Origin of the sequence: Polaromonas sp. LjRoot131 (assembly GCF_964252805.1) — a bacterium.
GTDB lineage: Bacteria > Pseudomonadota > Gammaproteobacteria > Burkholderiales > Burkholderiaceae_C > Polaromonas.
The window spans coordinates 1370298-1392573 of record NZ_CAXUPF020000001.1 but is presented as its reverse complement, the minus strand read 5'-3'; the positions used below and the strand labels follow the sequence as shown (position 1 = coordinate 1392573).

At 66.2% G+C, this 22276-nt stretch carries 28 protein-coding genes; 10 read left to right on the top strand and 18 right to left on the bottom strand.

Annotation, left to right across the window (positions count from 1 at the left end; genetic code table 11):
- Positions 1-61: 61 nt before the first annotated feature.
- From ACSQ27_RS06495 to ACSQ27_RS06475, 5 genes are all read left to right on the top strand, one after another.
- A complete protein-coding gene (locus tag ACSQ27_RS06495; RefSeq protein ID WP_436154639.1) occupies positions 62-391 on the top strand; it encodes an ArsR/SmtB family transcription factor in 330 nt (109 codons plus the stop codon).
- A complete protein-coding gene (locus ACSQ27_RS06490; RefSeq protein WP_436154638.1) occupies positions 388-816 on the top strand; it encodes an SRPBCC family protein in 429 nt (142 codons plus the stop codon). Before ACSQ27_RS06495 ends, ACSQ27_RS06490 begins: the two co-directional genes overlap by 4 nt.
- 30 nt (positions 817-846) lie before the next feature.
- Positions 847-1269 carry a DUF1801 domain-containing protein gene (locus tag ACSQ27_RS06485; RefSeq protein ID WP_436154637.1) on the top strand — a complete coding sequence of 141 codons (423 nt, stop codon included), beginning with the start codon at positions 847-849 and terminating at the stop codon, positions 1267-1269.
- A gap of 31 nt (positions 1270-1300) precedes the next feature.
- Complete coding sequence (locus ACSQ27_RS06480) at positions 1301-1705, top strand: DUF1801 domain-containing protein (RefSeq protein ID WP_436154636.1); 405 nt, start codon at positions 1301-1303, stop codon at positions 1703-1705.
- Between the two features lie 124 nt (positions 1706-1829).
- Positions 1830-2036 carry a DUF3606 domain-containing protein gene (locus tag ACSQ27_RS06475; RefSeq protein WP_436154635.1) on the top strand — a complete coding sequence of 69 codons (207 nt, stop codon included), beginning with the start codon at positions 1830-1832 and terminating at the stop codon, positions 2034-2036.
- A gap of 16 nt (positions 2037-2052) precedes the next feature.
- Here ACSQ27_RS06475 and ACSQ27_RS06470 read toward each other — a convergent pair whose 3' ends face one another.
- Positions 2053-2307: a hypothetical protein gene (locus ACSQ27_RS06470; RefSeq protein ID WP_436154634.1), complete on the bottom strand. Its 255-nt coding sequence runs from the start codon at positions 2305-2307 to the stop codon at positions 2053-2055.
- A gap of 234 nt (positions 2308-2541) precedes the next feature.
- On the opposite strand from ACSQ27_RS06470, the gene ACSQ27_RS06465 reads away from it, so the two are divergent.
- Together ACSQ27_RS06465 and ACSQ27_RS06460 are read left to right on the top strand one after the other, a co-directional pair.
- Positions 2542-2730 carry a hypothetical protein gene (locus tag ACSQ27_RS06465; RefSeq protein ID WP_436154633.1) on the top strand — a complete coding sequence of 63 codons (189 nt, stop codon included), beginning with the start codon at positions 2542-2544 and terminating at the stop codon, positions 2728-2730.
- A gap of 179 nt (positions 2731-2909) precedes the next feature.
- The gene (locus ACSQ27_RS06460; protein WP_436154632.1) at positions 2910-3311 is read left to right on the top strand and encodes a GFA family protein; all 402 of its coding nucleotides are present in this window, start codon (positions 2910-2912) and stop codon (positions 3309-3311) included.
- Between the two features lie 32 nt (positions 3312-3343).
- Here ACSQ27_RS06460 and ACSQ27_RS06455 read toward each other — a convergent pair whose 3' ends face one another.
- The 9 genes from ACSQ27_RS06455 to ACSQ27_RS06415 form a co-directional block, all read right to left on the bottom strand.
- Positions 3344-3697 carry a RidA family protein gene (locus tag ACSQ27_RS06455; protein WP_436154631.1) on the bottom strand — a complete coding sequence of 118 codons (354 nt, stop codon included), beginning with the start codon at positions 3695-3697 and terminating at the stop codon, positions 3344-3346.
- A gap of 53 nt (positions 3698-3750) precedes the next feature.
- Complete coding sequence (locus ACSQ27_RS06450; RefSeq protein WP_436154630.1) at positions 3751-4878, bottom strand: NAD(P)/FAD-dependent oxidoreductase; 1128 nt, start codon at positions 4876-4878, stop codon at positions 3751-3753.
- On the bottom strand, positions 4868-6283 hold the full coding sequence (locus ACSQ27_RS06445) for an NAD(P)/FAD-dependent oxidoreductase (RefSeq protein WP_436154629.1): 1416 nt from the start codon (positions 6281-6283) through the stop codon (positions 4868-4870). Before ACSQ27_RS06445 ends, ACSQ27_RS06450 begins: the two co-directional genes overlap by 11 nt.
- Positions 6273-6650, bottom strand: a complete 378-nt coding sequence (locus ACSQ27_RS06440) for a (2Fe-2S)-binding protein (protein WP_436154628.1) — start codon at positions 6648-6650, stop codon at positions 6273-6275. The genes ACSQ27_RS06445 and ACSQ27_RS06440 overlap by 11 nt, the downstream gene beginning before the upstream one ends.
- A complete protein-coding gene (locus ACSQ27_RS06435) occupies positions 6640-7791 on the bottom strand; it encodes an NAD(P)/FAD-dependent oxidoreductase (protein ID WP_436154627.1) in 1152 nt (383 codons plus the stop codon). The genes ACSQ27_RS06440 and ACSQ27_RS06435 overlap by 11 nt, the downstream gene beginning before the upstream one ends.
- Before the next feature lie 7 nt (positions 7792-7798).
- On the bottom strand, positions 7799-8596 hold the full coding sequence (locus ACSQ27_RS06430) for an ABC transporter permease (RefSeq protein WP_436154626.1): 798 nt from the start codon (positions 8594-8596) through the stop codon (positions 7799-7801).
- A 149-nt stretch (positions 8597-8745) separates the two neighbouring features.
- Positions 8746-9642 (bottom strand): ABC transporter permease, encoded by an 897-nt coding sequence (locus tag ACSQ27_RS06425; protein WP_436155410.1) that lies wholly within the window; start codon positions 9640-9642, stop codon positions 8746-8748.
- Positions 9643-9655: 13 nt separating this feature from the next.
- The gene (locus tag ACSQ27_RS06420) at positions 9656-10723 is read right to left on the bottom strand and encodes an ABC transporter ATP-binding protein (protein ID WP_436154625.1); all 1068 of its coding nucleotides are present in this window, start codon (positions 10721-10723) and stop codon (positions 9656-9658) included.
- 123 nt (positions 10724-10846) lie between these two features.
- Positions 10847-11890, bottom strand: coding sequence for an ABC transporter substrate-binding protein (locus ACSQ27_RS06415; protein WP_436154624.1), 1044 nt, complete (start codon positions 11888-11890; stop codon positions 10847-10849).
- Positions 11891-12092: 202 nt separating this feature from the next.
- Between ACSQ27_RS06415 and ACSQ27_RS06410 the strand changes: the two genes are divergently transcribed.
- Positions 12093-13001: a LysR substrate-binding domain-containing protein gene (locus ACSQ27_RS06410; RefSeq protein WP_436154623.1), complete on the top strand. Its 909-nt coding sequence runs from the start codon at positions 12093-12095 to the stop codon at positions 12999-13001.
- 27 nt (positions 13002-13028) lie between these two features.
- On the opposite strand, the gene ACSQ27_RS06405 is transcribed toward ACSQ27_RS06410, so the two are convergent.
- A complete protein-coding gene (locus tag ACSQ27_RS06405) occupies positions 13029-14468 on the bottom strand; it encodes a PLP-dependent aminotransferase family protein (RefSeq protein ID WP_436154622.1) in 1440 nt (479 codons plus the stop codon).
- Positions 14469-14564: 96 nt separating this feature from the next.
- Here ACSQ27_RS06405 and ACSQ27_RS06400 point away from each other — a divergent pair, with 96 nt between their 5' ends.
- A complete protein-coding gene (locus tag ACSQ27_RS06400) occupies positions 14565-15182 on the top strand; it encodes a LysE family transporter (protein ID WP_436154621.1) in 618 nt (205 codons plus the stop codon).
- A 36-nt stretch (positions 15183-15218) separates the two neighbouring features.
- Here ACSQ27_RS06400 and ACSQ27_RS06395 read toward each other — a convergent pair whose 3' ends face one another.
- The 7 genes from ACSQ27_RS06395 to mltG all read right to left on the bottom strand — a co-directional run bounded on the left by ACSQ27_RS06395 (position 15219) and on the right by mltG (position 21245).
- Entirely contained in the window at positions 15219-15692 is a 474-nt protein-coding gene (locus tag ACSQ27_RS06395; RefSeq protein ID WP_436154620.1) for a hypothetical protein, read from the bottom strand.
- 579 nt (positions 15693-16271) lie between these two features.
- Positions 16272-16940 (bottom strand): ankyrin repeat domain-containing protein, encoded by a 669-nt coding sequence (locus ACSQ27_RS06390; protein ID WP_436154619.1) that lies wholly within the window; start codon positions 16938-16940, stop codon positions 16272-16274.
- A complete protein-coding gene (locus ACSQ27_RS06385) occupies positions 16937-17746 on the bottom strand; it encodes a TatD family hydrolase (RefSeq protein ID WP_436154618.1) in 810 nt (269 codons plus the stop codon). The genes ACSQ27_RS06390 and ACSQ27_RS06385 overlap by 4 nt, the downstream gene beginning before the upstream one ends.
- A 109-nt stretch (positions 17747-17855) precedes the next feature.
- On the bottom strand, positions 17856-18236 hold the full coding sequence (locus ACSQ27_RS06380) for a PilZ domain-containing protein (protein WP_436154617.1): 381 nt from the start codon (positions 18234-18236) through the stop codon (positions 17856-17858).
- Positions 18237-18297: 61 nt separating this feature from the next.
- Positions 18298-19404, bottom strand: a complete 1107-nt coding sequence (locus tag ACSQ27_RS06375; protein ID WP_436154616.1) for a DNA polymerase III subunit delta' — start codon at positions 19402-19404, stop codon at positions 18298-18300.
- Positions 19401-20093 carry a dTMP kinase gene (gene tmk, locus ACSQ27_RS06370; protein ID WP_436154615.1) on the bottom strand — a complete coding sequence of 231 codons (693 nt, stop codon included), beginning with the start codon at positions 20091-20093 and terminating at the stop codon, positions 19401-19403. The genes ACSQ27_RS06375 and tmk overlap by 4 nt, the downstream gene beginning before the upstream one ends.
- 144 nt (positions 20094-20237) lie before the next feature.
- Entirely contained in the window at positions 20238-21245 is a 1008-nt protein-coding gene (gene mltG, locus ACSQ27_RS06365) for an endolytic transglycosylase MltG (protein ID WP_436154614.1), read from the bottom strand.
- Positions 21246-21329: 84 nt separating this feature from the next.
- Here mltG and ygfZ point away from each other — a divergent pair, with 84 nt between their 5' ends.
- Complete coding sequence (gene ygfZ / locus ACSQ27_RS06360; protein ID WP_436154613.1) at positions 21330-22274, top strand: CAF17-like 4Fe-4S cluster assembly/insertion protein YgfZ; 945 nt, start codon at positions 21330-21332, stop codon at positions 22272-22274.
- Positions 22275-22276 lie beyond the last annotated feature (2 nt).

Here is a 22276-nt window from a genome sequence, read left to right as displayed (position 1 = left end):
GGCCACATGACTATCCGGGCCGGGGTTGACATACCAATAACCATCGGGTTATGCTTTCGGCATGCCAACAGCAAACGTCGCGGACGAAGTTTTCAAGGCGCTTGCCGACCCGACACGGCGGGCGATTTTTGAACGCCTGGCCCGTGACGGGGCGCAGACCGTGCGCGCCTTGACGGATCGCGCGGGTGTGTCGCAGCCCGCCGTGTCCAAACACCTGCGCGTCCTGAAACAGGCGCGGCTGGTGAACGACAGGCGCGACGGGCGCGAGACGCACTACAGCGCCGAACCGCTGGCGCTCGCGCCGCTGCGCGACTGGATGAGCGTCTACGGTGCGTTCTGGCATGACCGTTTTGATGACCTCGAATCATTGTTGAAAAGGATGGACCAATGACTGCAACCCAAACCCCAATCCGGACTTCCGCTGAAACCCGCTCCGTCGTTGTCGAGCGCGAGATCCCATATCCGCCGCAAAAGATCTGGCGCGCGCTGACGCAACCGCAGCTGATCGCGGAGTGGCTCATGAAAAACGACTTCCAGCCCGTGGTCGGCCACGGCTTCAAGCTCAGCGCCGACTGGGGCGCCGTCGACTGCCAGGTGCAGACCGTCGAGCCCGAGAAAACGCTGTCCTATACCTGGGCGGCCTATGGCCTTGAAAGCGTGGTCACCTGGACGCTGACGCCCACAGGCACGGGCACCCGTTTGCGCATGGAGCAGGCAGGCTTCCGGACCGACCAGGAACAGGCCTACCAGGGCGCCAAACACGGCTGGCAGCAGTTCTTTGCCCAGCTGGAGCAGGTCCTGGCACGGGCCGCCTGAGTTTTAAGGCGAGGCCCGGAAATGAAAGCCATGGCCAAAAAGACCGCCGGCGCGCCGGTCCTGCTCTCAGGCGGCAACCCGCAGATCGCAAAAGGCGAGGGCGACGTACCGGTGCAAGCCTATATCGCGGCCATGCCGGGCTGGAAAAGCGAGGTCGGGCGCCGCCTCGACGCGCTGATCACGCGCACCGTGCCCGGCGTGCACAAGGCCGTCAAGTGGAACTCACCGTTCTACGGCCTTGAAGGCCAGGGCTGGTTCCTGAGCTTTCATTGCTTCAGCAAGTACATCAAGGTGGCTTTCTTTCGCGGCCTGTCGCTGCGTCCGGTGCCGCCCGTCGAATCGAAGAGCCAGGACACGCGCTACCTTCACATCCATGAGGACGGCCAGTTTGACGAGGCCCAGCTGGCCGCCTGGATCCAGCAGGCCAGCGAATTGCCCGGCGAAAAAATGTGAATGGCACAACCCTGAGAAAGGCAACATCACCATGAAAAAAGCAACGGCCAGCGATGCGGCGCAAGACAAGGAAGGCGGCTCCGCCTCCGCGCAGATAGACGCCAAGATCAAGGCACTCGACGACTGGCGCGGCGAGACACTCGCGCGCATCCGCAAGGTCATCCAGCAGGCCGTGCCCGAGGTGGTTGAGGAAATCAAGTGGCGCGGCGTGCCGGTGTGGTCGCACGGCGGCATCCTCTGCACCGGCGAGACCTACAAGAGCGCCGTGAAGATGACCTTCGCCAAGGGCGCCAGGCTCGAGGACCCCGCAGGCCTTTTCAATTCCAGCCTCGAAGGCAACACGCGGCGCGCCATCGATATCCATGAGGGCGACAAGATCGATGAAAAGGCCTTGAAGGCGCTCCTACGCGCCGCCGCGGCGCTGAACAAGGCATAGCGCCAACCGTCTCCTCTAATTGGGGGATGCGGTGTAGGCCAAAAGGTAGCAAAGTCGCGTCACCGGATGCATCCGGGTCAGAAGCAGGCCCGGTACCCCTCAATGTCCCCCCGAAGGGAGAAATGTGACGGCTTCGCAAGATCCTCCAACAGCCACCGCGGGCAAGCGCATCAGCTTGCTGGACCCGCTTGCCGTGCGCCGCTGGTGCGCCGAACTGCAATGCACGGAGCTTGAGCTGCGGGCGGCGGTCTACGCCGTGGGGAGCGCACCCGACGAGGTCCGCAATTACTTTGACCGCGGCCGGAAAACGCCGGCAGCGATCAGGGGCTGAGGAAGGCCTCAAGGCCTCAGTATCGGGAATCGTCCCGCACGTCCGGCGACCACTCGGGGATGCCGGATTCGAGCCGGCGCAACGCGAGGCGGTGCTCCACGTCTTCGCACCATTGCTGGAATTCCTCGGGCTCGGGCGCGGGTCCCGCCCCCGTCTGGAAGTTTGCCATCTTTCGCATAAACGCCTGGTAGCGCCGCGTGCGTTCGAGCTCTTCATGCTGCTCGACGCTCACAGCGGCGCGCAGCGTTTCCATGATTCTGGAATCAGCCATACGCCCCTCCTGGGCAGTCAAGAAACAGATAAGAAACAGTTAAAAGAAAACACCGATGGAATTGGGATTTTCTGGAGAGGGTCAATAGGCTTGCAAGCGCGAAATTGTGAGAAAGTTTTTCTTTCTATGGGAAACGGCTCCTCCATTTGGAGGGTTTTTTTGTAGGTTCCGGCTGAGCCTGTAAAACGTTTTTCGCCGACAAAACGTACTACTTTGTTTTGCGAATGATGCGGCATGAATACCTTACTCCAACCCCCTGTGATCGAGGTCCCCGCGCCCGAGGAGCAGCAAGAAGCGTCCAGCACCGCTGAACTGCTTTTAGCCCTGGCGTTGGGTGTGTGTGCTCTCGCGGCGGTACGCCTGGCGGGGCTCGCGGCATTTGCCATCGCGCAGCTGCTGGGGCAGCTGTGGGGCCGAAGTTAGGGATCAAAAGTCATCGACTGCCAGTCCGAGGAGCCGGATGCGGCTTTTTCCTACAGGCCGCGGCCCGGGTGCTGGCTATATTGGGTTGGCGATTTGATCCGATCGCACTCTCATTTGGAATGAGAAATTTCCGGCCCGGACCATCCGGGCTTTTTTTTGGGCGTCAGGCCGGAGCAGCCATGCAGGTTCACGGAAGTTGCCATTGCGGGGACATTCGCTACGAAGCCGAAGTGGACCCCGAAGAGACGGCGATCTGCCATTGCACGGATTGCCAGAAGCTCACGGGTTCCGCCTACCGGGTCTCCGTGCCCGCCAAAGAAGGTTCATTCCGGCTCATCGCGGGCGAGCCCAGGATCTATGTCAAAACCGGCGACAACGGCGCCCGGCGGGCCCAGGCCTTCTGCCCGCGATGCGGCTCGCCGCTTTACACCTATGCGGCCGACGATCCCGGGATTTACGGGCTCAGGGTCGGGTGCATCGCCGAGCGCCAGGCGCTGGTTCCGACGGTGCAGAGGTGGTGCCGCTCGGCCCTGCGATGGACGGAAAACATTGCGGGCCTGCCAGGGCGGGAAGGGGACTAGGCCCTGGATGTCCAGGGCCGTGCCGGTGTTATTTACAGCGCTGCCACGACGATGATTTCCACCAGCAGTTCCGGTGCCGCCAGCTTGGCCTCGCAGGTGGCACGCGTGGGCACCGCGTCGGCCGGAACCCAGGCTTCCCAGACGGCGTTCAGGCCGGCGAAATCACGGGTTATGTCCTTGAGCCAGATCTGGGCGCTCAGGATTTTTTTCTTGCTGCTGCCGACGCCGGCCAGGCGTGCATCTATGGTGTCGAGCACGCTCTTCGTTTGCACCGTGATGTCGCCGTCACGCACGGCGGAGGTGATGCCGGCAAGGTAGACGATGTCCTTGTGGACGACGACGCGGGACAGGCGGGGCGTGGATTCGTGGCGCTGGATATCGGACATCTGAAAAATCTTTCTAGGTAGTGGATGAGAAGGGAAACGAAAGCAGGGGGCGTTTAATGCATGGCGGCCGGCGCGAACCGGTCCACCGCAAACGGCGCGATCGGCAGGGTGCTGCGACCATCGAGCACCAGCTCGGCCACGATCTGCCCGCCTATGGGGCCAAGCTCGAAACCATGGGCCGAGAAGCCGAAGGCATGCACCAGTTGCGGCGCGTGGCGGCCCAGGCTGATGACGGGAATCTCGTCGGGCATGAAGGCCTCGACGCCGGCCCAGGCGCGCACGATGTTGATGCCGGCCAGGTGCGGGAACAGGTCGGTCACGGTCTGCGCACTCGAGGAAAGCTTGAGGAAATCGACCTCGCCGTGGCGGCGCACCACGTCGGCCGGGCAACGCAGGCCGCCGCCTATAAGCACGGTGCCGTTGGCGAACTGCTTGAAGGACAAAGGCCGGCCGGCCGCGCCCAGTACCGGGTCGACAAAGTGCGGCACACGCTGCGTGATCATCAGCATGAGCCCGCCGGGCTGCAGGGGCACCGTGTCGCCGGCCTGTGCGGCGAAGTCGCCGGACCAGGCGCCGGCCGCATTGACCAGCCAGGGCGCGCTGAAGACGCCGCGCGGCGTGCTGACCCGCCACTGGCTGCCGATGCGTTCTATGGTTTGTGCCGGCGTGGCTTCATGAAACTGCGCACCCAGGCGCTGCGCCGCATGGCGAAAGGCCGTCACGGCGCGGTAAGGCACGGCATGGCCGTCGTCCTGGACCCAGATGCCGCCGACGACGTGCTGCGCCAGGCGCGGGGCGATCTCCCGCACCTGCTGTGCATCGACGATAACTTCGTGCGTGAAGCCGAGCGCATTCAGCTCGGCTACGCGATGGCGCAGTTTGTCCAGCTCCTGTGGTGTTTCGGCGATCTGCAGCTGGCCGCTGGGCACAAAGGAGCCGTCTTCGCCGACCAGTTCGGGCAGGCGATGCCAGAGCGCCAGCGAGGCGCGGGCCAGCGGTATCTCGGCAGGGTGGCGGCCCAGCGTGCGCACGCCGCCGGCATTGACGCCCGAGGCGTGGCGCGCACAGTACTCGGCCTCGAGCAGCGTGACTTTCGCGCCGCGGCGCGACAGATGGAAGGCGCTGGAGGTGCCGTGAAAACCGCCGCCGATGACGATGACGTCGCTGCCCTCAGGACTCATGCGCCAGTTCTCCGAGCGTGATCGGCTTGATGGGCGGACGGATGCGGAAATAGCCGATCTCGGCGGGCGGCAGGCCGCGCGCATCGGCGATCACTTCGGTCACCGTGAGGCCGCACTGCCGGCCCTGGCAGGGCCCCATGCCGCAGCGGCCGAAGCTTTTGGCCTGGTTGGGGCCGGTGCAGCCGATGCCGACATAACCGCGGATGTCGCCGGCGGTGACTTCCTCGCAGCGGCAGACGATGGTGGCGTCGGCCGGGACGCGGTTGGCCTTCTTGGGGCGGTACAGGGCGTCGAGAAAAGGCCGAATGAACAGGTGCCCGCGCATCTCGGCGCGCAAGGGCGCGGCCAGGCTGTCCCGCGTGGTGGCGGCCAGCTTGCCCAGTTGTGTTGCGGCGGCCAGGCCGGCGAGTTCGCCCTGCAGCGCGGCCACGCGGGCACCGCCTATGCCGCTGCTGTCTCCCGCGACGAAGATGCCGGGAACGTCAAGCTCACCCCAGGCGTCGGTGACGGGCGACCAGCAGAGCTGGGCTTCGTCCCATACATGTTTGGCGCGCAGCGACCAGGAAAACTGGGTGTTGGGCACCACGCCCTGGTGCAGCAGCACCAGCGGGCTGTCTACCTTGCGCAAGGCGCCGCCGCTGGCAAAACCCAGGCCGCTGGCCTTGCCGTCGCCCAGCACGTGCAGCCCGGTCGCGCCTTTGTAAAAGGGCACGCCGGCCTTCCTGAGCGCGGCCATCAGCGACAGGCCTTTCTGCAGGTAACGCCAGCCGGCCAGCGCGCCGCCCGCATGGCGAATCGCGCGGCGGTAGTCGGCGCCGTCGGTGGTGTCGACGATGGCCGCGATGGGCACACCGGCGCGCACGTACTGCCAGCCGAGCAAATAGAGCAGCGGGCCGCAGCCGGCCAGCACTACGGGCTGCGTGGGCGCCATGCCGGAGCCCTTGAGCAGGATTTGCGCGGCACCGGCCGTCAGCACGCCGGGCAAAGTCCAGCCGGGGATGGGGAAGGGCCGCTCCATGGCGCCGGTGCACAGCAGCACGCAGGCGGCCTGGACGGAACGCACACCGCCGTCCTGCAGGTAATGCACCTGGCGTTCGGCCGTGACCTGCCAGACGGCGGCGCCGCTGAGGTGGCGGGCGCCGCTGGCGGCGAAGTCCCCGGCAAGCGCCGCGCCGGCGCCATAGTCGGGGCCCAGGATGTCCAGGCGCGCGGCGGGCGCTTGCGTGATGCCGCGATAGATCTGGCCGCCGGCGGCGGGCTGTTCATCGAGCAGCACAACACTGGCGCCGTGTTTGCGCGCGGCGATGGCCGCGGCCATGCCGGCGGGGCCGGCACCGATGATGGCGACGTCGACCGTATCAGCCGGTCGTCCGGTGGTTGCCTGGGGGGATGCTTCAAACGCCATGGGGAGCCTCCATCGCCTGGGCGATCGCCAGGGCAGGGTCCTGGGCTTCGGCGAGCAGGTCGCGCATGCCGTCCTGCGTACGTATGGCCATGCCGGCGGCCAGCGGCACCAGGCAGCCCTGGCGGTTGGGCACGCCGTCGATCTCCAGCAGGCATTCAAAGCACACGCCCATCATGCAGTAGGGCGCGCGGCCTTCGCCGGAGACCGGCGAGTTGCGAAAACGCCTGACGCCGGCGGCCAGCAGGGCGGCCGCAACGCTGGAGCCCGCGGGCACCTGCAGTGGCTTGCCATTGAGGGTGACGGCGACGGTCGCCGCGGCGGAGGCGCCGGCCTGGGCCAGCGGTTGGAACAAAGAATCAGTGGGCATGGCTGGGACGGTAGTGGGGGTTCAAAAAGCGCTCGCCCTGGAAGACGGCGATCTCCTGGGGCCGCGGCGCGCCGGCCACCCAGGGGGCGAGGCGGAAGGCGTGCGCGGCCGCGAGCGTGACGCCGCTGTGGCAGGTGGTGACAAAGGCGCCGGGATAGCGGGACGACTCGTCGTAAATCGGAAAACCGTCGGGACTCATGACGCGCAGTGCGCCCCAGGCCCGCACCAGGCGCAGGCCGGCCAGCACGGGGAAGGTGCGCACGCCGCGCTGGGCGATGTTGGCCAGCACGCCGGTCGTGACGTTGTCGTTGAAGCCGACCTCTTCCATCGAGTCGCCGAGCTGGATGGTGCCTTCGTCGGTCTGCCGCACGTTGAGCGTGGGGTAGTCCAAAAAGCGCGCGGCGCGCTCGCCGATGAGAACCTGGCCGCGGTTGGGCACCACGGGCGCATGCAAGCCGAGCTGCTCCGCGAGGCCGGGGTTGCCGAGGCCGGCGGCCAGGACCACGCGCGGCGCCTGCCAGCGGCCTTCGACCGTGAACAGGCTGCCGCCCGCGCGCGGCTGAGCGGCCAGCGTCTTCACCGCCTGCCCGCTGACGTAGCGGACGCCGCGTTTGAGGTTGGCCGCGTGCAGGGCGCGCAGCAGCTTGAGCGGGTTGACGTGGCCGTCCATGGGCGTGTAGCTCGCGCCGGTCACCGCGGGGCCCAGGGCCGGCACGCGGGCGACGGCCTCCTGCCGGTCCAGCATCTCGAAGGGGTAGTCGCCCGCGAGTTCATCCTGGATGGCCTGCATGCGCTGGCGGCGCTCCTCCTGCTCTTCGTCGGAGAAGGTGAAGCAGAAGCCGCCGGGCTGCTCCAGGCGCACGTCGACGCCGCTGTCCTCGCGCAGGGCCTGCGCCAGTTGCGGCCAGAGGCCGGCCGAAGAGCGCGTCCAGCGGGCGTAGGGCGTCATGCCGAAACCTTTGCCCTGGACCCAGACCAGGCCGAAGTTGCCGCGTGAGGCGCGGAAGGCCTGGTCGCCTTCGTCGAGCAGGGTCACCTGGGCGCCCTGGCGCGCCAGGCCGTAGGCCACGGCGCAGCCGACCAGGCCGCCGCCGATGACGATGGCATCGCTGCCGCTGGAAATAGTGTTGGTGTTCGACATGCGGGTTTCAGTTCTTGCCGATCAGCACGCGGTCCAGGCCGACGAGGCGGTCCATGGCGACCATCACGAGCAGCGTGCCGACGATGAGCACGGTGGCCACCGCGGCCACCAGCGGGTCTATGGTCTGGGCGATCTGGTTGTACATGGCGACCGGCAGTGTGGTGGTGCCGGGCGTGGCGACGAAGACCGTCATCGTGAGTTCGTCGAAACTCTGGATGAAGGCCAGCATCCAGCCGCCGGCCACGCCCGGCAGGATCAGCGGCAGCACCACGCGCCGGAAGGCGGTGAAACGGGAGGCGCCCAGCGACAGCGCGGCGCGCTCGGCGTCGCGGTCCAGCCCGGTGGCGGACGACAGCACCAGCCGCAGGGCGTAGGGAATGATCACGATGACGTGGGTGGCGGCCAGCCAGAGGAAGGAGCCGGTCACGTTGATGGTCGTGAAAAAGCGCAGGAAAGCCACGCCCAGCACCACGTGCGGGATCATCAGCGGCGACAGGAAAAAGCCCATCAGCACGCCGCGGCCGGCGAAGCGGTAGCGGGTCAGCGCCAGCGCCCCCGGCACGGCCAGCGCGATGGCGACGCTGGCCGAGGCCAGGCCCAGCCACAGCGAGAACCAGAACGCGCGGATGATCTCGGTCGAGTCGAGGATGGCGCGGAACCAGCGCAGCGAAAAACCTTCGCTGAAAGGCATGGAGATAAAACCCTTGCTGGTGAAGGACACCAGCATCACCACCACCAGCGGCGCGATGATGAAGCCGATGAACAGGGCGTGGTAGAGCAGGGAGAAAAAACCGTTTTTACGCATAAAAATCCTGTTCTCTTATTGCAGTGCGCTGAAGGTGTGAAGAAACCGTAGCGAGCGCTTCGAGCCCGGTACTAGGACCGGAGCCGTACATGCGTACGGTGAGGACCGCAGTGCCGGGATCGGAGCGCACAGTAGGTTTATTCATAGCTTCAGGAATCAAAAACTTGGCTGAAGCGCCGCTCCACCCAGCGGTTGGCGCCCAGGATGATCAGCACGTTGGCCAGCAGCAGCAGCATGGCGATGGTGGCGCCCAGCGGCCAGTTCAGCGTGTTGAGGAACTCGTCGTAGGCGGCCGTGGCCACCACCTTGAGCTTGCGCCCGCCCAGCAGGGCGGGGGTGGCGAAGGCCGATGCCGACAGGGCGAAGACGATGATGCAGCCGGAGAGGATGCCGGGCAGCAGCTGCGGCAGCATCACGCGCCAGAACACCTTGCGCGGCGGGGCGCCCAGCGAGAGGCCGGCGTTTTCCACCTGAGGATCGAGCTTTTGCAGGTTGGCCCAGACCGAGATCACCATGAAGGGGATCAGCACGTGGGTCAGCGCGATGGCCACGCCGGTCATGCTGAACAGCAGGCGCACCGGTTCGCTGGTGATGCCCAGGCCCATCAGCGTGTTGTTGATCAGCCCGTTGTTGCCGAACAGGATGGCCCAGCCCAGCGTGCGCACCACCACCGAGATCAGCAGCGGGCCGAGGATGACGATCAGGAAAAGCGCGCGCCAGGGGCTTTTCATGCGCGCCAGGATCAGCGTCTCGGGCACGCCGAAGACCACGCACAGCAGGGTCACGCCCAGCGCCAGGCCGCCGGTACGCAGGAAGATCTCGTGGTAATAGCCGTCGGAGAACACCTCGAAGTAGTTGCGCCAGGTGTAGTCGGGCAGCACGCCGCGCGTGCCGTCAAAGGCGTGGAAGGACAGCAGTGCCGTCAGCAGCAGCGGCACCAGCAGCAGGCCGATGAACAGCAGCAGTGCGGGGGAGGCCAGCAGCCAGGGCGCGGCGCCCGCGCCTTCGGTGGATTTTCGGCGCGGCACAACGCCAGCCGTGGACATGGCGGCAAGCGCTTCAGCCATGGGCCACCTCCTGCCGCGGCAGCACGCGCAGGTCGTCGTCCGACCAGCTCAGGCCGACGCTGCTGCCTTCGGCCGGCGGCACCTCGCCGATGTTGGGCAGGCTCACGCTCATCAGGCCCATGGCGGTGTCAACCTGCAGCATCCAGTGGTTGCCGAGGAAGACGCGCGTCTTGACCTGGCCGGGCAGGCCGGCGCCGGCCGCGCCCAGGCGCAGCTTTTCGGGCCGCACGAAGACATGCACCTCGCCGTCGAGGCTGCGGCCGCCGTGCGGGATGTGCAGCTGGCGCTCGTTGACGTTGACGACGGCGCAGCGCTGGTTGTTGTTGACGACGCGGCCGCTCAGCGAATTCGTCTTGCCGAGAAAGGCCGAGGCGAAGGGCGAGCCGGGCTGCTCGTAGGCTTCAAAAGGCATGGCCAGCTGGACGATCTTGCCGCCGTGCATGACGGCGATGCGGTCGCTCATGGTCATGGCCTCAACCTGGTCGTGCGTCACCAGCAGGGTGGTGATGCCCAGGTGGCGCTGGATGGCGCGCAGCTCGATGTGCATGTCTTCGCGCAGCTTGGCGTCGAGGTTGGACATGGGCTCGTCGAGCAGCAGCAGCTGCGGGCGGATGGCCAGGGCGCGGGCGATGGCCACGCGCTGGCGCTGGCCGCCGGAGAGTTCGCGCGTGAAACGCTTGCCCAGGCCGCCCAGCCGCACCAGTTCCAGCGTCTCGCCGATGCGCTGGGCGCGTTCGCTGCGGCCCATGCCGCGCATCTCCAGGCCGAAGCCGACGTTGGCTTCGACCGTCATGTGGGGAAACAGCGCATAGCTCTGGAACACCACGCCCATGCCGCGCTTTTCAGGACGCAGCGCGGTGATGTCCTGGCCTTCGAGCACGATGCTGCCGCGCGTCGGGTTGACAAAGCCCGCGATCATCTGCAGCGTGGTCGTCTTGCCGCAACCCGAGGGGCCGAGCAGCGAGATGAACTCACCGCGCTCAATGTCCAGGTCCAGCGATTCGACCGCGACAAAATCGTCGAAGTGCCGGGTCAACTTTTGGAGGGAGAGAAAGGTCATGGTGTGCTCAGGTGGCTAAGGGCTGCCGAAAAAAGGTCGCAGGATGAAGACGTGGCCAGGAAACTGAAGGGCGGGAGAAACCGTAGCGAGCGGGCTCAGCCCGCGCAGTAGGTTTATCCCCCTTCAGCGTTCGATCGTGCGGTTCCATCTATTGGTCCATTCGCCGCGCTTCTCGTTGACCACAGCCCAGTTGGTCGGCAGCAGCTTGCCGATCTGCGCCGGGCCGTAGGGAACCTTGGCGGCGATGGCCGGGTCGAGCTTGACCTTGCTGTTGACCGGGCCGAAGCCCTGGGTCTCGGCCAGCAGGACTTGCACTTCAGGCGTCATCAAGTACTGCAGCAGGGCCTGGGCGTGCTCGGGCACGTCGCTGTTGACGACCGGGCAGGCCGCGATCAGCAGCGCCATCGCGCCTTCCTTGGGGTAGACGAACTCGATGGGGAAACCGGTGGACCTGAAGGACTCGGTGCGCCCGCTGCCCCAGACCGCGAGGTTGACGTCGCCGTTCTGGAACAGCTCGGTCATCTTGCCGGGCGACGGCTCCCAGGCCAGCACGTTGGGTGCGACTTCCTTGGCCATGGCGTCGAAGCCGGCGTCTATGGCTTTTTCGCCGCCGCCGCGCATCCTGGCGTACATGATCAGCGTCTGCAGGCCGTAGGTGTTGGAGATGGGCGGGATGGCCAGCTTCTGCTTGAACTTCTTGTCGGTGAGGATTTGCCACGAATCGGGCTTGGGCAGGCCGGCCTTCTTGAAGGCTTCGGTGTTGTAGGCCAGGCCGGTGGCGACGGCGCCTATCGCCATGGAGCGGTCGTCGATGCGGGCCAGCGGATACAGGTCTTTGTAGATGGGCGCGTCCTTGACCTTGTCGCAAAAGCCGAACTGCACGGCCTGCTGCATCGGGCCGTCGTCGAGCAGCACCAGGTCCAGCTCCTGCTTGTCCTTCTGCGCCTGCAGCTTGGCCAGGGTGTCGGTGGAGTTGCCCGCGACATAGACGATCTTGACCTTGCGGGCCGCCTCGAAGGCCGGGATGATTTTTTCCTTGAACGCTTTTTCGGTGGAACCGCCGTAGGCGCCGACGTAGAGGGTAGGTACGGATTGCGCCTGGACCAGGCCGGCGCAGGCCAGGGCGACGGCTGCGGCAAGCGGTGCGCTCAGGAATTTCGCTTTCATCGGGTTTCTCCATAAGGGTGCATCCGGCCCACTCTGGGGCACGCTACGCACTAATTTGACACACCAGGTTATGGGATGATAATCACCGCACAACCCGCTACTACACTGACGAATTGAATGGTAGATGGCAGTCTGATGTAAAACCAATACAATTATTTTTTCCATCCATAACACTGTGTTATGGATTTATCGGGGTTTTCCCTTGCGCCTCAGACAACTCGAAGCCTTCCGCGCCGTCATGCTGTGCCAGACCGTCACACGCGCGGCCGACATGCTGTTCATCTCGCAGCCGGCCGTCACGCGCCTGCTTGCCGACCTGGAGGAAAGCGCGGGTTTCCCGCTGTTCGAACGCGCGCGCGGACGCCTGCACCCGACGGCCGAAGCGCAGCTGCTGTATGAAGAAGTCAACCGCTCGCTGGTCGGCGTGGAGCGCATCGCGCGCCTGGCCCACGCCATCAAGACGCAACAGCGCGGCGCGCTGCACGTGGCCGCGCCGCCCTCGATCGCGCTGTCCTTCCTGCCGCGCGCGATCGCGGGTTTCCTGAAGGACCACGGCGAGATCAAGATCATGCTGGGGGTCTACGACTCGCGCACCATCGTCGACATGGTGATAGGCCAGCGCTGCGACGTGGGCATCGTCAACCTCTCGATCAGCAACACCGGCACCCACGGGGACACACTTCTGTCGGCCGCGCACGTGTGCGTCGTGCCCGTCGGCCACCGCCTGGCCGGCCGCGAGGTGGTGGTGCCGGCCGACATCGAAGGCGAACTCTTTATTGCGCATCCGAACAACATCGCGACGCGGCTGCTGATCGATGCCATGTTCGCGGCCCACGGCGTCAAATACCAACTGGCCCAGGTGGAGGTCCAGGTCTCGGCCGCGATGTGTTCACTGGTGGCGGCGGGGCAGGGCATTGCACTGGTGGATGCGATCACGGCCATGGAATACAAGGGCAGCGACCTGCGCTTCATCCCCTTTGAACCGTCGGTGCCGCTGGAGTTTTCGGTGCTGACGCCCCTGCAGCACACGCCGCCCAAGCTGGTTGACCCGTTTATCGCGTATGTGCGCAGTTTCGCGATTGCCGAACTGGATCCGCGGCTTGTGCTGTGACCAGCAGCTGCCGTGGGGCAGGGCGGTTTAGCGCAACAGCTTCACCAGCGCCTGCACCCCCGCAGCCACCTCGTCGTCGCCGATCAGGCCCAGCCCGAAGGTCAGGCCGTTGTAGCGCAGCCGCCGCTGGCCGGAGCGGTCCAGCGCTTCAAGCGCAATCCCCGCTTCGGCGGCCATGCGCGCCGTCTCATAGGCTTCGAAGGGCGGCGCGAGCATCGCGCTGACGTGCAGCCCGGCCGCCGACGGCAGCGGTATCAGGAGGCCTTCCGCATGCTGTTCGATGGCCTGCAGCAGGGCGTCGCGCCGCCCGGCATAGATGCGCTGCATACGCCGCACATGCCGTGCGAGATGCCCTTCGCGGATAAAGGCGGCCAGTGCCAGCTGGGTCAGCAGGGGCGGCGCGCCCTGGGTGGCGTGCAGCGCCGCGGCGAGCCGCTCCCGCGCCCAGGGCGGCGCCACCACGAAGCCGACGCGCAGGGCAGGGAACATCACCTTCGAAAAAGTGCCGACGTAGAACACCAGGCCGTGGTCGTCGAGCGAATGGAGGGCGTCGAGCGGACGCCCGCCGAAGCGGAATTCGCCGTCGTAGTCGTCCTCGATCACGATCGCCTGGTGTTGCCGCGCGTGTTCGAGCAGTTGCGAGCGGCGGGCCAGGGACATCGCGGTGCCGACGGGGAACTGGTGCGAAGGCGTCACGCAGATGACTTTGGCCTGCGGCGGCAGGCGGTCGACGCGCAAACCTTCGTGGTCCAGCGGTACACGCTGCAGCTGCGCGCCGCGAAACGCCATGGCCGCATGCAGGGGCGCATAGCCCGGGTCCTCGACGGCCACCACCGTGGCCTGCGGCGTGACCAGCACGTCGGCCAACAAGGCGAAGGCATGCTGGGCGCCCGAGGTGATGAGCACGTCGGCGGCGCTGCAGGCCACCGCGCGCGACAGGGACACATGGGCGGCAATCGCTTCGCGCAGCAGGGGGTCGCCGGCGGGGTCGGTGTAGGCCCGGGGCGCACGCGCGAAATCGTGCTGGGCGCGGACGCAGAGGCGGCGCCAGGTGTCCCAAGGCAGCTGCGAGTGGTCCGGCAATCCGACCCGGAAGTCGAAACGCGGCCCGGCGGACATGGCCTCGGTGGACCAAGGCGTCACCTTTCGCCAGGCGTCGGGCAGGCCGGCCCAGGCCAGGGCAGGTGGGCCGGAGGGCTGCGCTGCGGGCCCGCGCGGCGGCATGGCGGCCGCGACAAAGGTGCCTGCGCGCTGGCGGGACAGCAGATAACCTTCGCTCACCAGCTGTTCATACGCCGCAACCACGGTGTTGCGCGACACGCCCAGCCTGGCGGAAAGTTCTCGCGTGGTGGGCAGGCGCAGGCCTGCGGCCAGGCGGCCGTCGATGATCGCGGCCCGGATCTGGCGGTGCAGGGCGGCGAAGCGGTCCCGCGAGCCGGCCGCCGGCATCTCGATGTGGAATTCCATGCGTGTTCTGGACCTTATAAATCTCAGGATTGTGGATCTTGAACGGTACCATATTGACTGCCATCCTAGCTCCCCAACAAGAAAGGTGATGCGTTGATGGATACCGCGCTCGTCCTGCTCTCGCTGTTCGTGATCGACAGCCTGGCCATCGTCAGTCCCGGCCCGAACATCCTGCTGGTCGTGCATGCGGCCGCCGAACGTGACCGGCGCGGCGCCTTGCTGATTGCCGTCGGCCTGGCCAGCGCCGGCGCGATGTGGGCCCTGGTGGCCGTCACGGGCCTGACGGCGGTTTTTGAACTGGTGCCGTCGCTGCAGACGGCAATCCGGATCGCCGGCGCGGCCTACCTGCTTTACATTGCCGTCCGCCTGTGGCGCTCGCACGCAGGGCCCAAGCCCACGGTGACCATTTCCGGGCGCGAGGCGGAGCCGGCGCACAAGGCGCTGCTGCGCGGTGTGGCCACCGGCCTGCTGAACCCGAAATCGCTGGCGTATTTCGGCAGCATCTTCGTGCTGCTGGTGCCGCCCGATGCCGGCTGGCCGCTGCGCGCCGCAGCGGTCGCGCTGGTGCTGTTTGATGCGCTGCTCTGGTACAGCCTGGCCGCGTTCCTGTTCTCGACGCCGCGCGTGATCGAGGGCTACATGACGCTGCGCCGTCCGATAGACCGGGCCTGCGCGGCACTGATGGCGGCCTTTGGGATCAAGCTGATGCTGTGAGCGATCCGGAGTACGGGCCAGGGTAGCGAGGCCCGCTCACTCGAAGAACACGGTGCAGGCCGACCAGTTCACCACTTCCGGGCTGGAGGGAGCCGGCGCAGGCGCGCCGACCAGCGACGTCAGGTGCAACACCGGCCATTTCGAGCCGGGAAGGGCTTGCCCGTGCACCTTGGCCACCCGCATCAAGCGCTTGCCGGGGTCGTCGCCAACCGTCGTTTCGTTGTAGTCAAAGCGGCCAAGGGGGCGTGAATCAGACGGCTGGCCTGCCGGGCGCCGGAGTTGCTGAGACAGGTTCCTGCCGGCGCCTGCATCGTAGCTGGACGAGCGCCCGTGTTCCAGAACATGCCCGGCGAGGCGCAGATCGCCAGGCTCACGCACCAGTGGCCTGGAATCCACAAGCCAGAGCTCCTTGGGCGCATCGCGCAAGAGATTTGTCGCGGAGTTCGGCGAGGCCGCGTGCAGCCTGAACACGCCCTGGGCCGTTCCCGCATAACTCACGGTAAAGGGCATGCGGCGAATCGTGACCGACGCCCCGTTCGACTCCACGGGACGGTCGTTCTGGCTTAGCTGAAGATCACCGCAGCGCGTGTTGACTGGCGTTTGGGGACCAGAGGCGCAACCGGCAATAAGCACCGCGCAAACAGCGACCAGGCTCGCCGTCCTGCCAGGAAACGCGGCCATCTGTGCCGGCCAAAGTAGGGTGCGATTTAATGCGGATCTTTTGTGGGCGTGGGTTGTATGTCGCATGGATATCCTGGTGCAACTATTAGTTAACATAATATACATCGTAGAACCTAAAGGAATGCGCAAAGGCTTCACCCAAAGGCCTGTCTACGGCTTGGACCTGGCTGGCTGGCCATGGCCTTGCCTGTCGGCACGTATCACTGCGGCGCGCTTGCGGATCGAGTGGACGCAGGCGAAAACGCCCCCTATGGCCAGAAAGAACTGGAACCAGAAAGCGAACCAGAACCAGCCGGGATCGCTGGCAAGGCGGATGATTTCAGGCAGGCGTAGCCCAGCCAAAGCACCGCGGCCAGCACGACCAGGTCGCCCAGCATGGCCAGGGCCTGCCGCCACTTCATCGCCAACTCACCATTGCCCGGCAGGCCGCTTGTTCCGGATGGCGGCGGCCAGGGCCTCGGCGGAGTCCGGGCGATTGCCGCGCTGGGCGAATTGCAAGGCGGTCAGGCCTTGCTGGTTCTTGAGCTGCGGGTCGGCGCCTTCCTGCAGCAGCAGCTTGACGGCCGCGGCCGTGCCGTACATGGCGGCCATCATCAGCGGCGTTGTCCCGTTGGGCGATTCGGCGTCGATGTAGGCGTTGTTCTCCAGCAGCAGGCTGATGAGGGCCAGGTGGCCGTTGGTGGCGGCGTAATGCAGCGGCGCCCAGCCGGTCTTGTTGACGTCGGCGCCCTTCTTGATCAGCTTTTCGGCCAGTTCCTGGTGGTCCTTGAGCGCGGCCAGCATGAGGGCGCTTTCGTCTTTGCTGTTGAGGGTGTTGACGTTGGTCTTGGGCCAGTTGACCAGCACCTCAGCAGCCTTGAGCGAAGGCTCCTGCAAGGCGATGAACAGGCCGGTCTGGCCGTTGGGGTCTACGGTATTGGGGTCGAACCCGCGCTGCAGCAGGTTCTGGATGAAGGCGGCGTTGTCCTGTTTGATGGCCTGGAAGAAATCTTCGTAAGAGCCGGCGCTCGCCGAAGAAAATCCAGCAATAACAAGAAGATAAATTGCCTTCTTAAAGTAATGGATGAGATTTTTCATGGTGCGTTGACCCCCTTGAACAGTTGCTCGAAGTTGCGGCTGGTGGCCTCGGCGATGGTCTCCAGCGGCTGCTGCGTCAGTTCGGCGATCTGTTTGGCGACGAAGGGCACGTAAGAAGGGTTGTTGGTTTTGCCGCGGTAAGGCATGGGCGCCAGGTAGGGGCTGTCGGTCTCTATCAGCATGCGGTCCAGCGGGACGAACTGGGCAACCTCACGCAGGTCGGCCGCATTCTTGAAGGTCAGGATGCCGGAAAACGAGATGTAAAACCCGAGGTCCAGCGCCGCGCGGGCGACGGCCAGGGTTTCGGTGAAGCAGTGGAAAACACCGGTGGCGGCGCCGGCCTGCCCCCCATTTGCCATGTTGCCGCCCTCCTCCTTGAGGATGGCAATCGTGTCGTCGGAAGCGCTGCGGGTGTGGATGACCAGCGGCTTGGCGGTCTGCCGGGCCGCGCGTATGTGCACCCGGAAGCGCTCGCGCTGCCATTCCATGTCGGCCACGGTGCGCTCGCCCAGGCGGTAGTAATCGAGCCCGGTTTCGCCGATGCCGACCACCTTGGGCAGGGCGGCGCGCTGCAGCAGGTCGTCCAGGCTGGGCTCGCGCACGTCCTCGTTGTCGGGGTGCACGCCCACGGTGGCCCAGAAGTTGTCATAGCGCGTGGCCAGGCCGTGCACGGTCTCGAACTCTTCCAGGGTGGTGCAGATGCACAGCGCCCGGTCAACCTGGGCGTCCTGCATGGCCTGGCGGATCTGCGGCAGCTGGGCCTGGAGCGCGGGAAAGCTTAAATGGCAGTGGGAGTCGGTGAACATTCCGGAATGGCTCCAGGCTCTGGATAGGTGCTGCTGCTCCTCTATATATACAGAGGGACAGAGTTTGAATGCATGGAAACCGGGGCGGCGGGTGCAACCGCCGGCTGGCTTAAATCGTTTGCGTGGGCCGGTCGGAGGCCAGGTGCGCGCCGAGGATTTCCTCGATCTTGATCTTGAGCAGGCGGGATTTTTCGTCGGACGGGAAACGCACACCCACACCCTGGGTGCGGTTGCCGGCCGCCCTGCCGGGCGTGACCCAGGCGACCTTGCCGGCCACCGGGTAGCGCTGGGTGTCTTCGGGCAGCGTCAGCAGCACGTAAACGTCGTCGCCGAGCTTGTAGTCGCGGGCTGTGGGGATAAAAACGCCGCCTTCCTTGAACAGCGGGATGTAGGCGGCATAGAGCGCCGCTTTTTCCTTGATGGCCAGCTGGACGACGCTGGGCCGGGCGCCGGCGGCTGCGGGGGAACTGGCGGGGGGCAGTGTGCTCATGGCTTTAGTTTATCGGTTTGGGAAGGGCGATGTCTGGAATTTGCAGCAAGAATGGCCGGCTTTATTTGGCGTTGAGTGCCAGCCGGGCGCGGCTGACCAGGGATTCGAGCATCAGGCCGGGGTTGTAGGGATGCTCGACGGTGCGGGCAATGGCCGCCAGTTCGCGCGACCAGCTGGCCAGTGCATACAGCCCGGCGCCGGCCTTGCCGGCCGCGGCGGACAGGTCGGCGGCATTGAAAAACCGTGGCGCGGCGCCCACGCGCACGGCCAGCACGTCGTGGCAAAGCTTTTGCAGGGCATCGACCGCCTGCGCGGGCGCCCAGTCCGACAGGGCGCTGACGTCGCCGCGCGCCATGGCCTTGGGCAGGGCTTGCCAGTGCTGGGCGGATTCTCCGGGCGGGCTCTCCTGCGCCCAGGCCAGCGCATCGGCCGGGCGCCCGCCGGCCGCGACCAGCAGGGTTTGCAGGTCGGCCGGTTTGGGTGCGGGCGCGGCCTTTTTGGGAGCGCCGCCGCCCTCGCCCGCCTGGCGGGTTTCCTGCTGGAGCCAGCCCAGTGCCAGCTCGAAGTCCGGCCAGACCATGGTGTGGCCCAGGCAGCGGCTGCGTATGGTGGGCAGCAGCTGGTGCGCCGCGTCGGTGGCCAGGATGAATTTGACGGCGCCGGGCGGCTCTTCGAGCGTCTTGAGCAGGGTGTTGGCCGTGACGTTGTTCATGCGTTCGGCCGGGAACACCAGCACGACCTTGGTCGTGCCGCGCGAGCGCGTGAACTGGGTAAAGGACACGGCTTCGCGCGCGGCGTCGACCTTGATTTCCTTGCTGGGCTTGCGCTTTTTGGCGTCGAGCTCATCCTGGGTTTTTTCGTCCAGCGGCCAGCCCAGCGCCAGCGACAGGGTCTCGGGCATCAGCATGCAGAGGTCGGCATGGGTGTGCACGTCGACCGCATGGCAGCTGCCGCAATGGCCGCAGGCGCCCTGCGGCGTGGCTTCTTCGCAAAGCCAGGCGCGGGCCAGCGCCAGCGCCAGTTCGAACTGGCCCAGGCCGGACGGCCCGCTGAGCAGCCAGGCGTGGCCACGCTGGACCAGCAGGCTTTCAAGCTGGGTTTGCAGCCAGGGCGCCAGCGGCGGGTTGTTGGATTCGGCCGGGGCGTTCACGGTGTCGGTATCGCTCATGGCAGCCAGCCCTTGGCCATGAAGACCTGGCGCACCGCCTGCCAGACCTCGTCGCGGCTTTTGGCGGCGTCGATGCGGGCAAAACGCTCGGGGTGGTTTTTCTGCCGGTCGGCATAACCTTGCGCCACGCGGCGGAAAAATTCCACCGGCTGGGCCTCGAACTTGTCGGGCACACGCGCGCCGGCCAGGCGCAGCGCGGCTTCTTCAGGCGCCAAATCGAACCAGACCGTCAGGTGCGGCTCGATCACGGTTTCCACTTCAGGCTTCATGGGCGAGTTGCCGGCCGGGTCGCCCAGCAGGCCTTCGTCGGACTGCACCCATTGCTCCAGCGTAGCCAGCAGCTTGAGGTCAAAGCCGCGTCCCGCGCCCTGGTAGGCAAAGGTGGCGTCGGTGAAACGGTCGCACAGCACCACGTCGCCGCGCAGCAGCGCCGGGGCGATCACGTTGACGATGTGGTCGCGCCGCGCCGCGAAGATCAGCAAGGCTTCGGTCAGCGGGTCCATGGCGTCGTTGAGCACCATGGCGCGCAGCTTCTCGGCCAGCGGCGTGCCGCCGGGCTCGCGCGTCAGCGTCACCGCCCTGCCCTCGGCCTTGAAAGCCTCTGCCAGGCCGGCGATGTGCGTGGACTTGCCGGCGCCGTCTATGCCTTCGAAGCTGATGAACAAGCCACTCAGAGGTCTATTGGTCATGATCTCATTCGCTCAAACGCTTGCCGAACTGTGGTGCAAGCAGGTGCCGCGGAACCGGCTTTGCCGGGCCGCAGGCGCAGCGCCCCCTCGGGGGCAGCGCATTACACGAAGTCGAAGACGCAGTGAAAAGCGTGGGGGCCATATTTACTGGCCTCTTATGTATTTGTTGACGGCGCGGTTGTGCTCATCCAGGCTGGCGCTGAAATGGCTGCTGCCGTCGCCGCGCGCCACAAAGTAGATGGCCTTGGTCGGCGCCGGCTGCACCGCGGCCAGCAAGGCGGCCCGGCCCGGCATGGCGATCGGCGTGGGCGGCAGGCCGGCGCGGGTGTAGGTGTTGTAAGGGGTGTCGGCCAGCAGGTCGCGCTTTCGCAGGTTGCCGTCGAACTTGCTGCCCAGGCCGTAGATCACGGTGGGGTCGGTCTGCAGCAGCATGCCCAGGCGCAGCCGGTTGGTGAACACGCCGCCGATTTGCGCCCGGTCCGAGGGCTTGCCGGTTTCTTTTTCGACAATGCTGGCCAGGACCAGCGCCTCGTCGGGCGTTTTGAGCGGGGTGTCGGGGTTGCGCAAGGCCCAGGCGGCGTCCAGGCGCTTGTCCATGGCGCGCGCCGCGCGCTTGAGCACGGCCAGGTCGCTGGAGCCTTTGGCATAGGTATAGGTGTCGGGGAAAAAGCGGCCTTCGGGGTGCACGCCCGGCTTGCCGAGCTTTTCCATGATGGCTTCGGGCGCCAGGTTGAGCGTGTCGGGCGACAGCTGTTCGGCCTTTTGCAGCGCCGCACGCACCTGGTTGAAGTTCCAGCCTTCGACCAGCGTCACGCTTTTGAGGGCTTGATCACCGCGCACCAGCATGCTGAGCAGTTTGCGCGGCGTGGTGCCGGGCACCAGTTCGTAGCTGCCGGCCTTGATCAGCCGGGCCTGGCCGGAAAAGCGGAACCAGGCGTGGAGCAGGACCGCCGGCACGTCGGCGCCGCTGGCGACGATGACCTCGGCCACGCCGCTGGCGGGGGTGCCGGGCTCGATTTCCAGGTCCACCACCTGGCTGCCGGGCGGCAGGCGCAGCGGAATCGGCTCGTGCAGCCACCACAATCCCGCACCGAACAACAGCAGGGCGCCGGTAAATACCAGGATCAACAGACTTGTAAAGACACGACGCACAACCCAGCTACCTTTTCAGTACAGAACGCAAAAGCTCAGGCCTATGATAATTCAGCCCATCTCCCCCTTGACCGCGAACACCCCATGACCCTGTCCAGCACCGCTACTTCGCCATCGATTTCCGGCATCACCGAACTGACGCACCTGGGCGTGATCCGCGTGGCCGGCGACGACGCCGTCACCTTTCTGCAGGGCCAGCTGACGCAGGACGTGGCACTGATGGGCACGCACGAAGCGCGCCTGGCCGCCTTTTGCAACGCCAAGGGCCGCATGCAGGCCAGCTTTGTGGTTTTTAAACATGGCGCCGACCTGCTGCTGGTCTGCAGCCGCGATATCCTGCCGGCCACACTCAAGCGCCTGTCGATGTTTGTGCTGCGCGCCAAGGCCAAACTCAGCGATGCGAGCGCCGAATTCGCCTTGTACGGCGTGGCCGGAGCCGCCGTGGCCCAGGTCGCGGGCCGCGCCGGTGCACTTTGGGAAAAGATGGATCTGGGTGACGCCAGCCTGGTCTTTCTGCACCCCGGCGCCGGCCAGGCGCGCGCGCTGTGGTGCGCGCCGGCCGGGTCGCCCGCGCCCCAGGCCTCGCCGATCAGCCTGGCCGACTGGCAATGGCTGGGCGTGCAGTCCGGCATCGCGATGATTACCCAACCCATCTTCGAGGCCTTTGTGCCGCAGATGCTCAATTACGAATCCGTGGGCGGCGTGAACTTCAAGAAAGGCTGCTACCCCGGCCAGGAAATCGTCGCGCGCAGCCAGTTCCGCGGCACGCTCAAGCGGCGCGCCTATGTGGCCCATACCGCCGGCACGCCCACGGTCGGGCAAGAAGTGTTTCATGCCTCCGATGCCGGCCAGCCTTGCGGCACGGTGGCCGCGGCCGCCCCCAACCCGGCCGGTGGGTTTGACGCCATTGTGTCCATGCAGACCTCCGCCGCGGCCGATGCAGGGGACGGCCGCCTGACCTTGGGCAGCGCTTCCGGCGAAGCCCTGGCACTGCTCCCCCTGCCCTACGCGCTGCTCGAAGACATCTGATC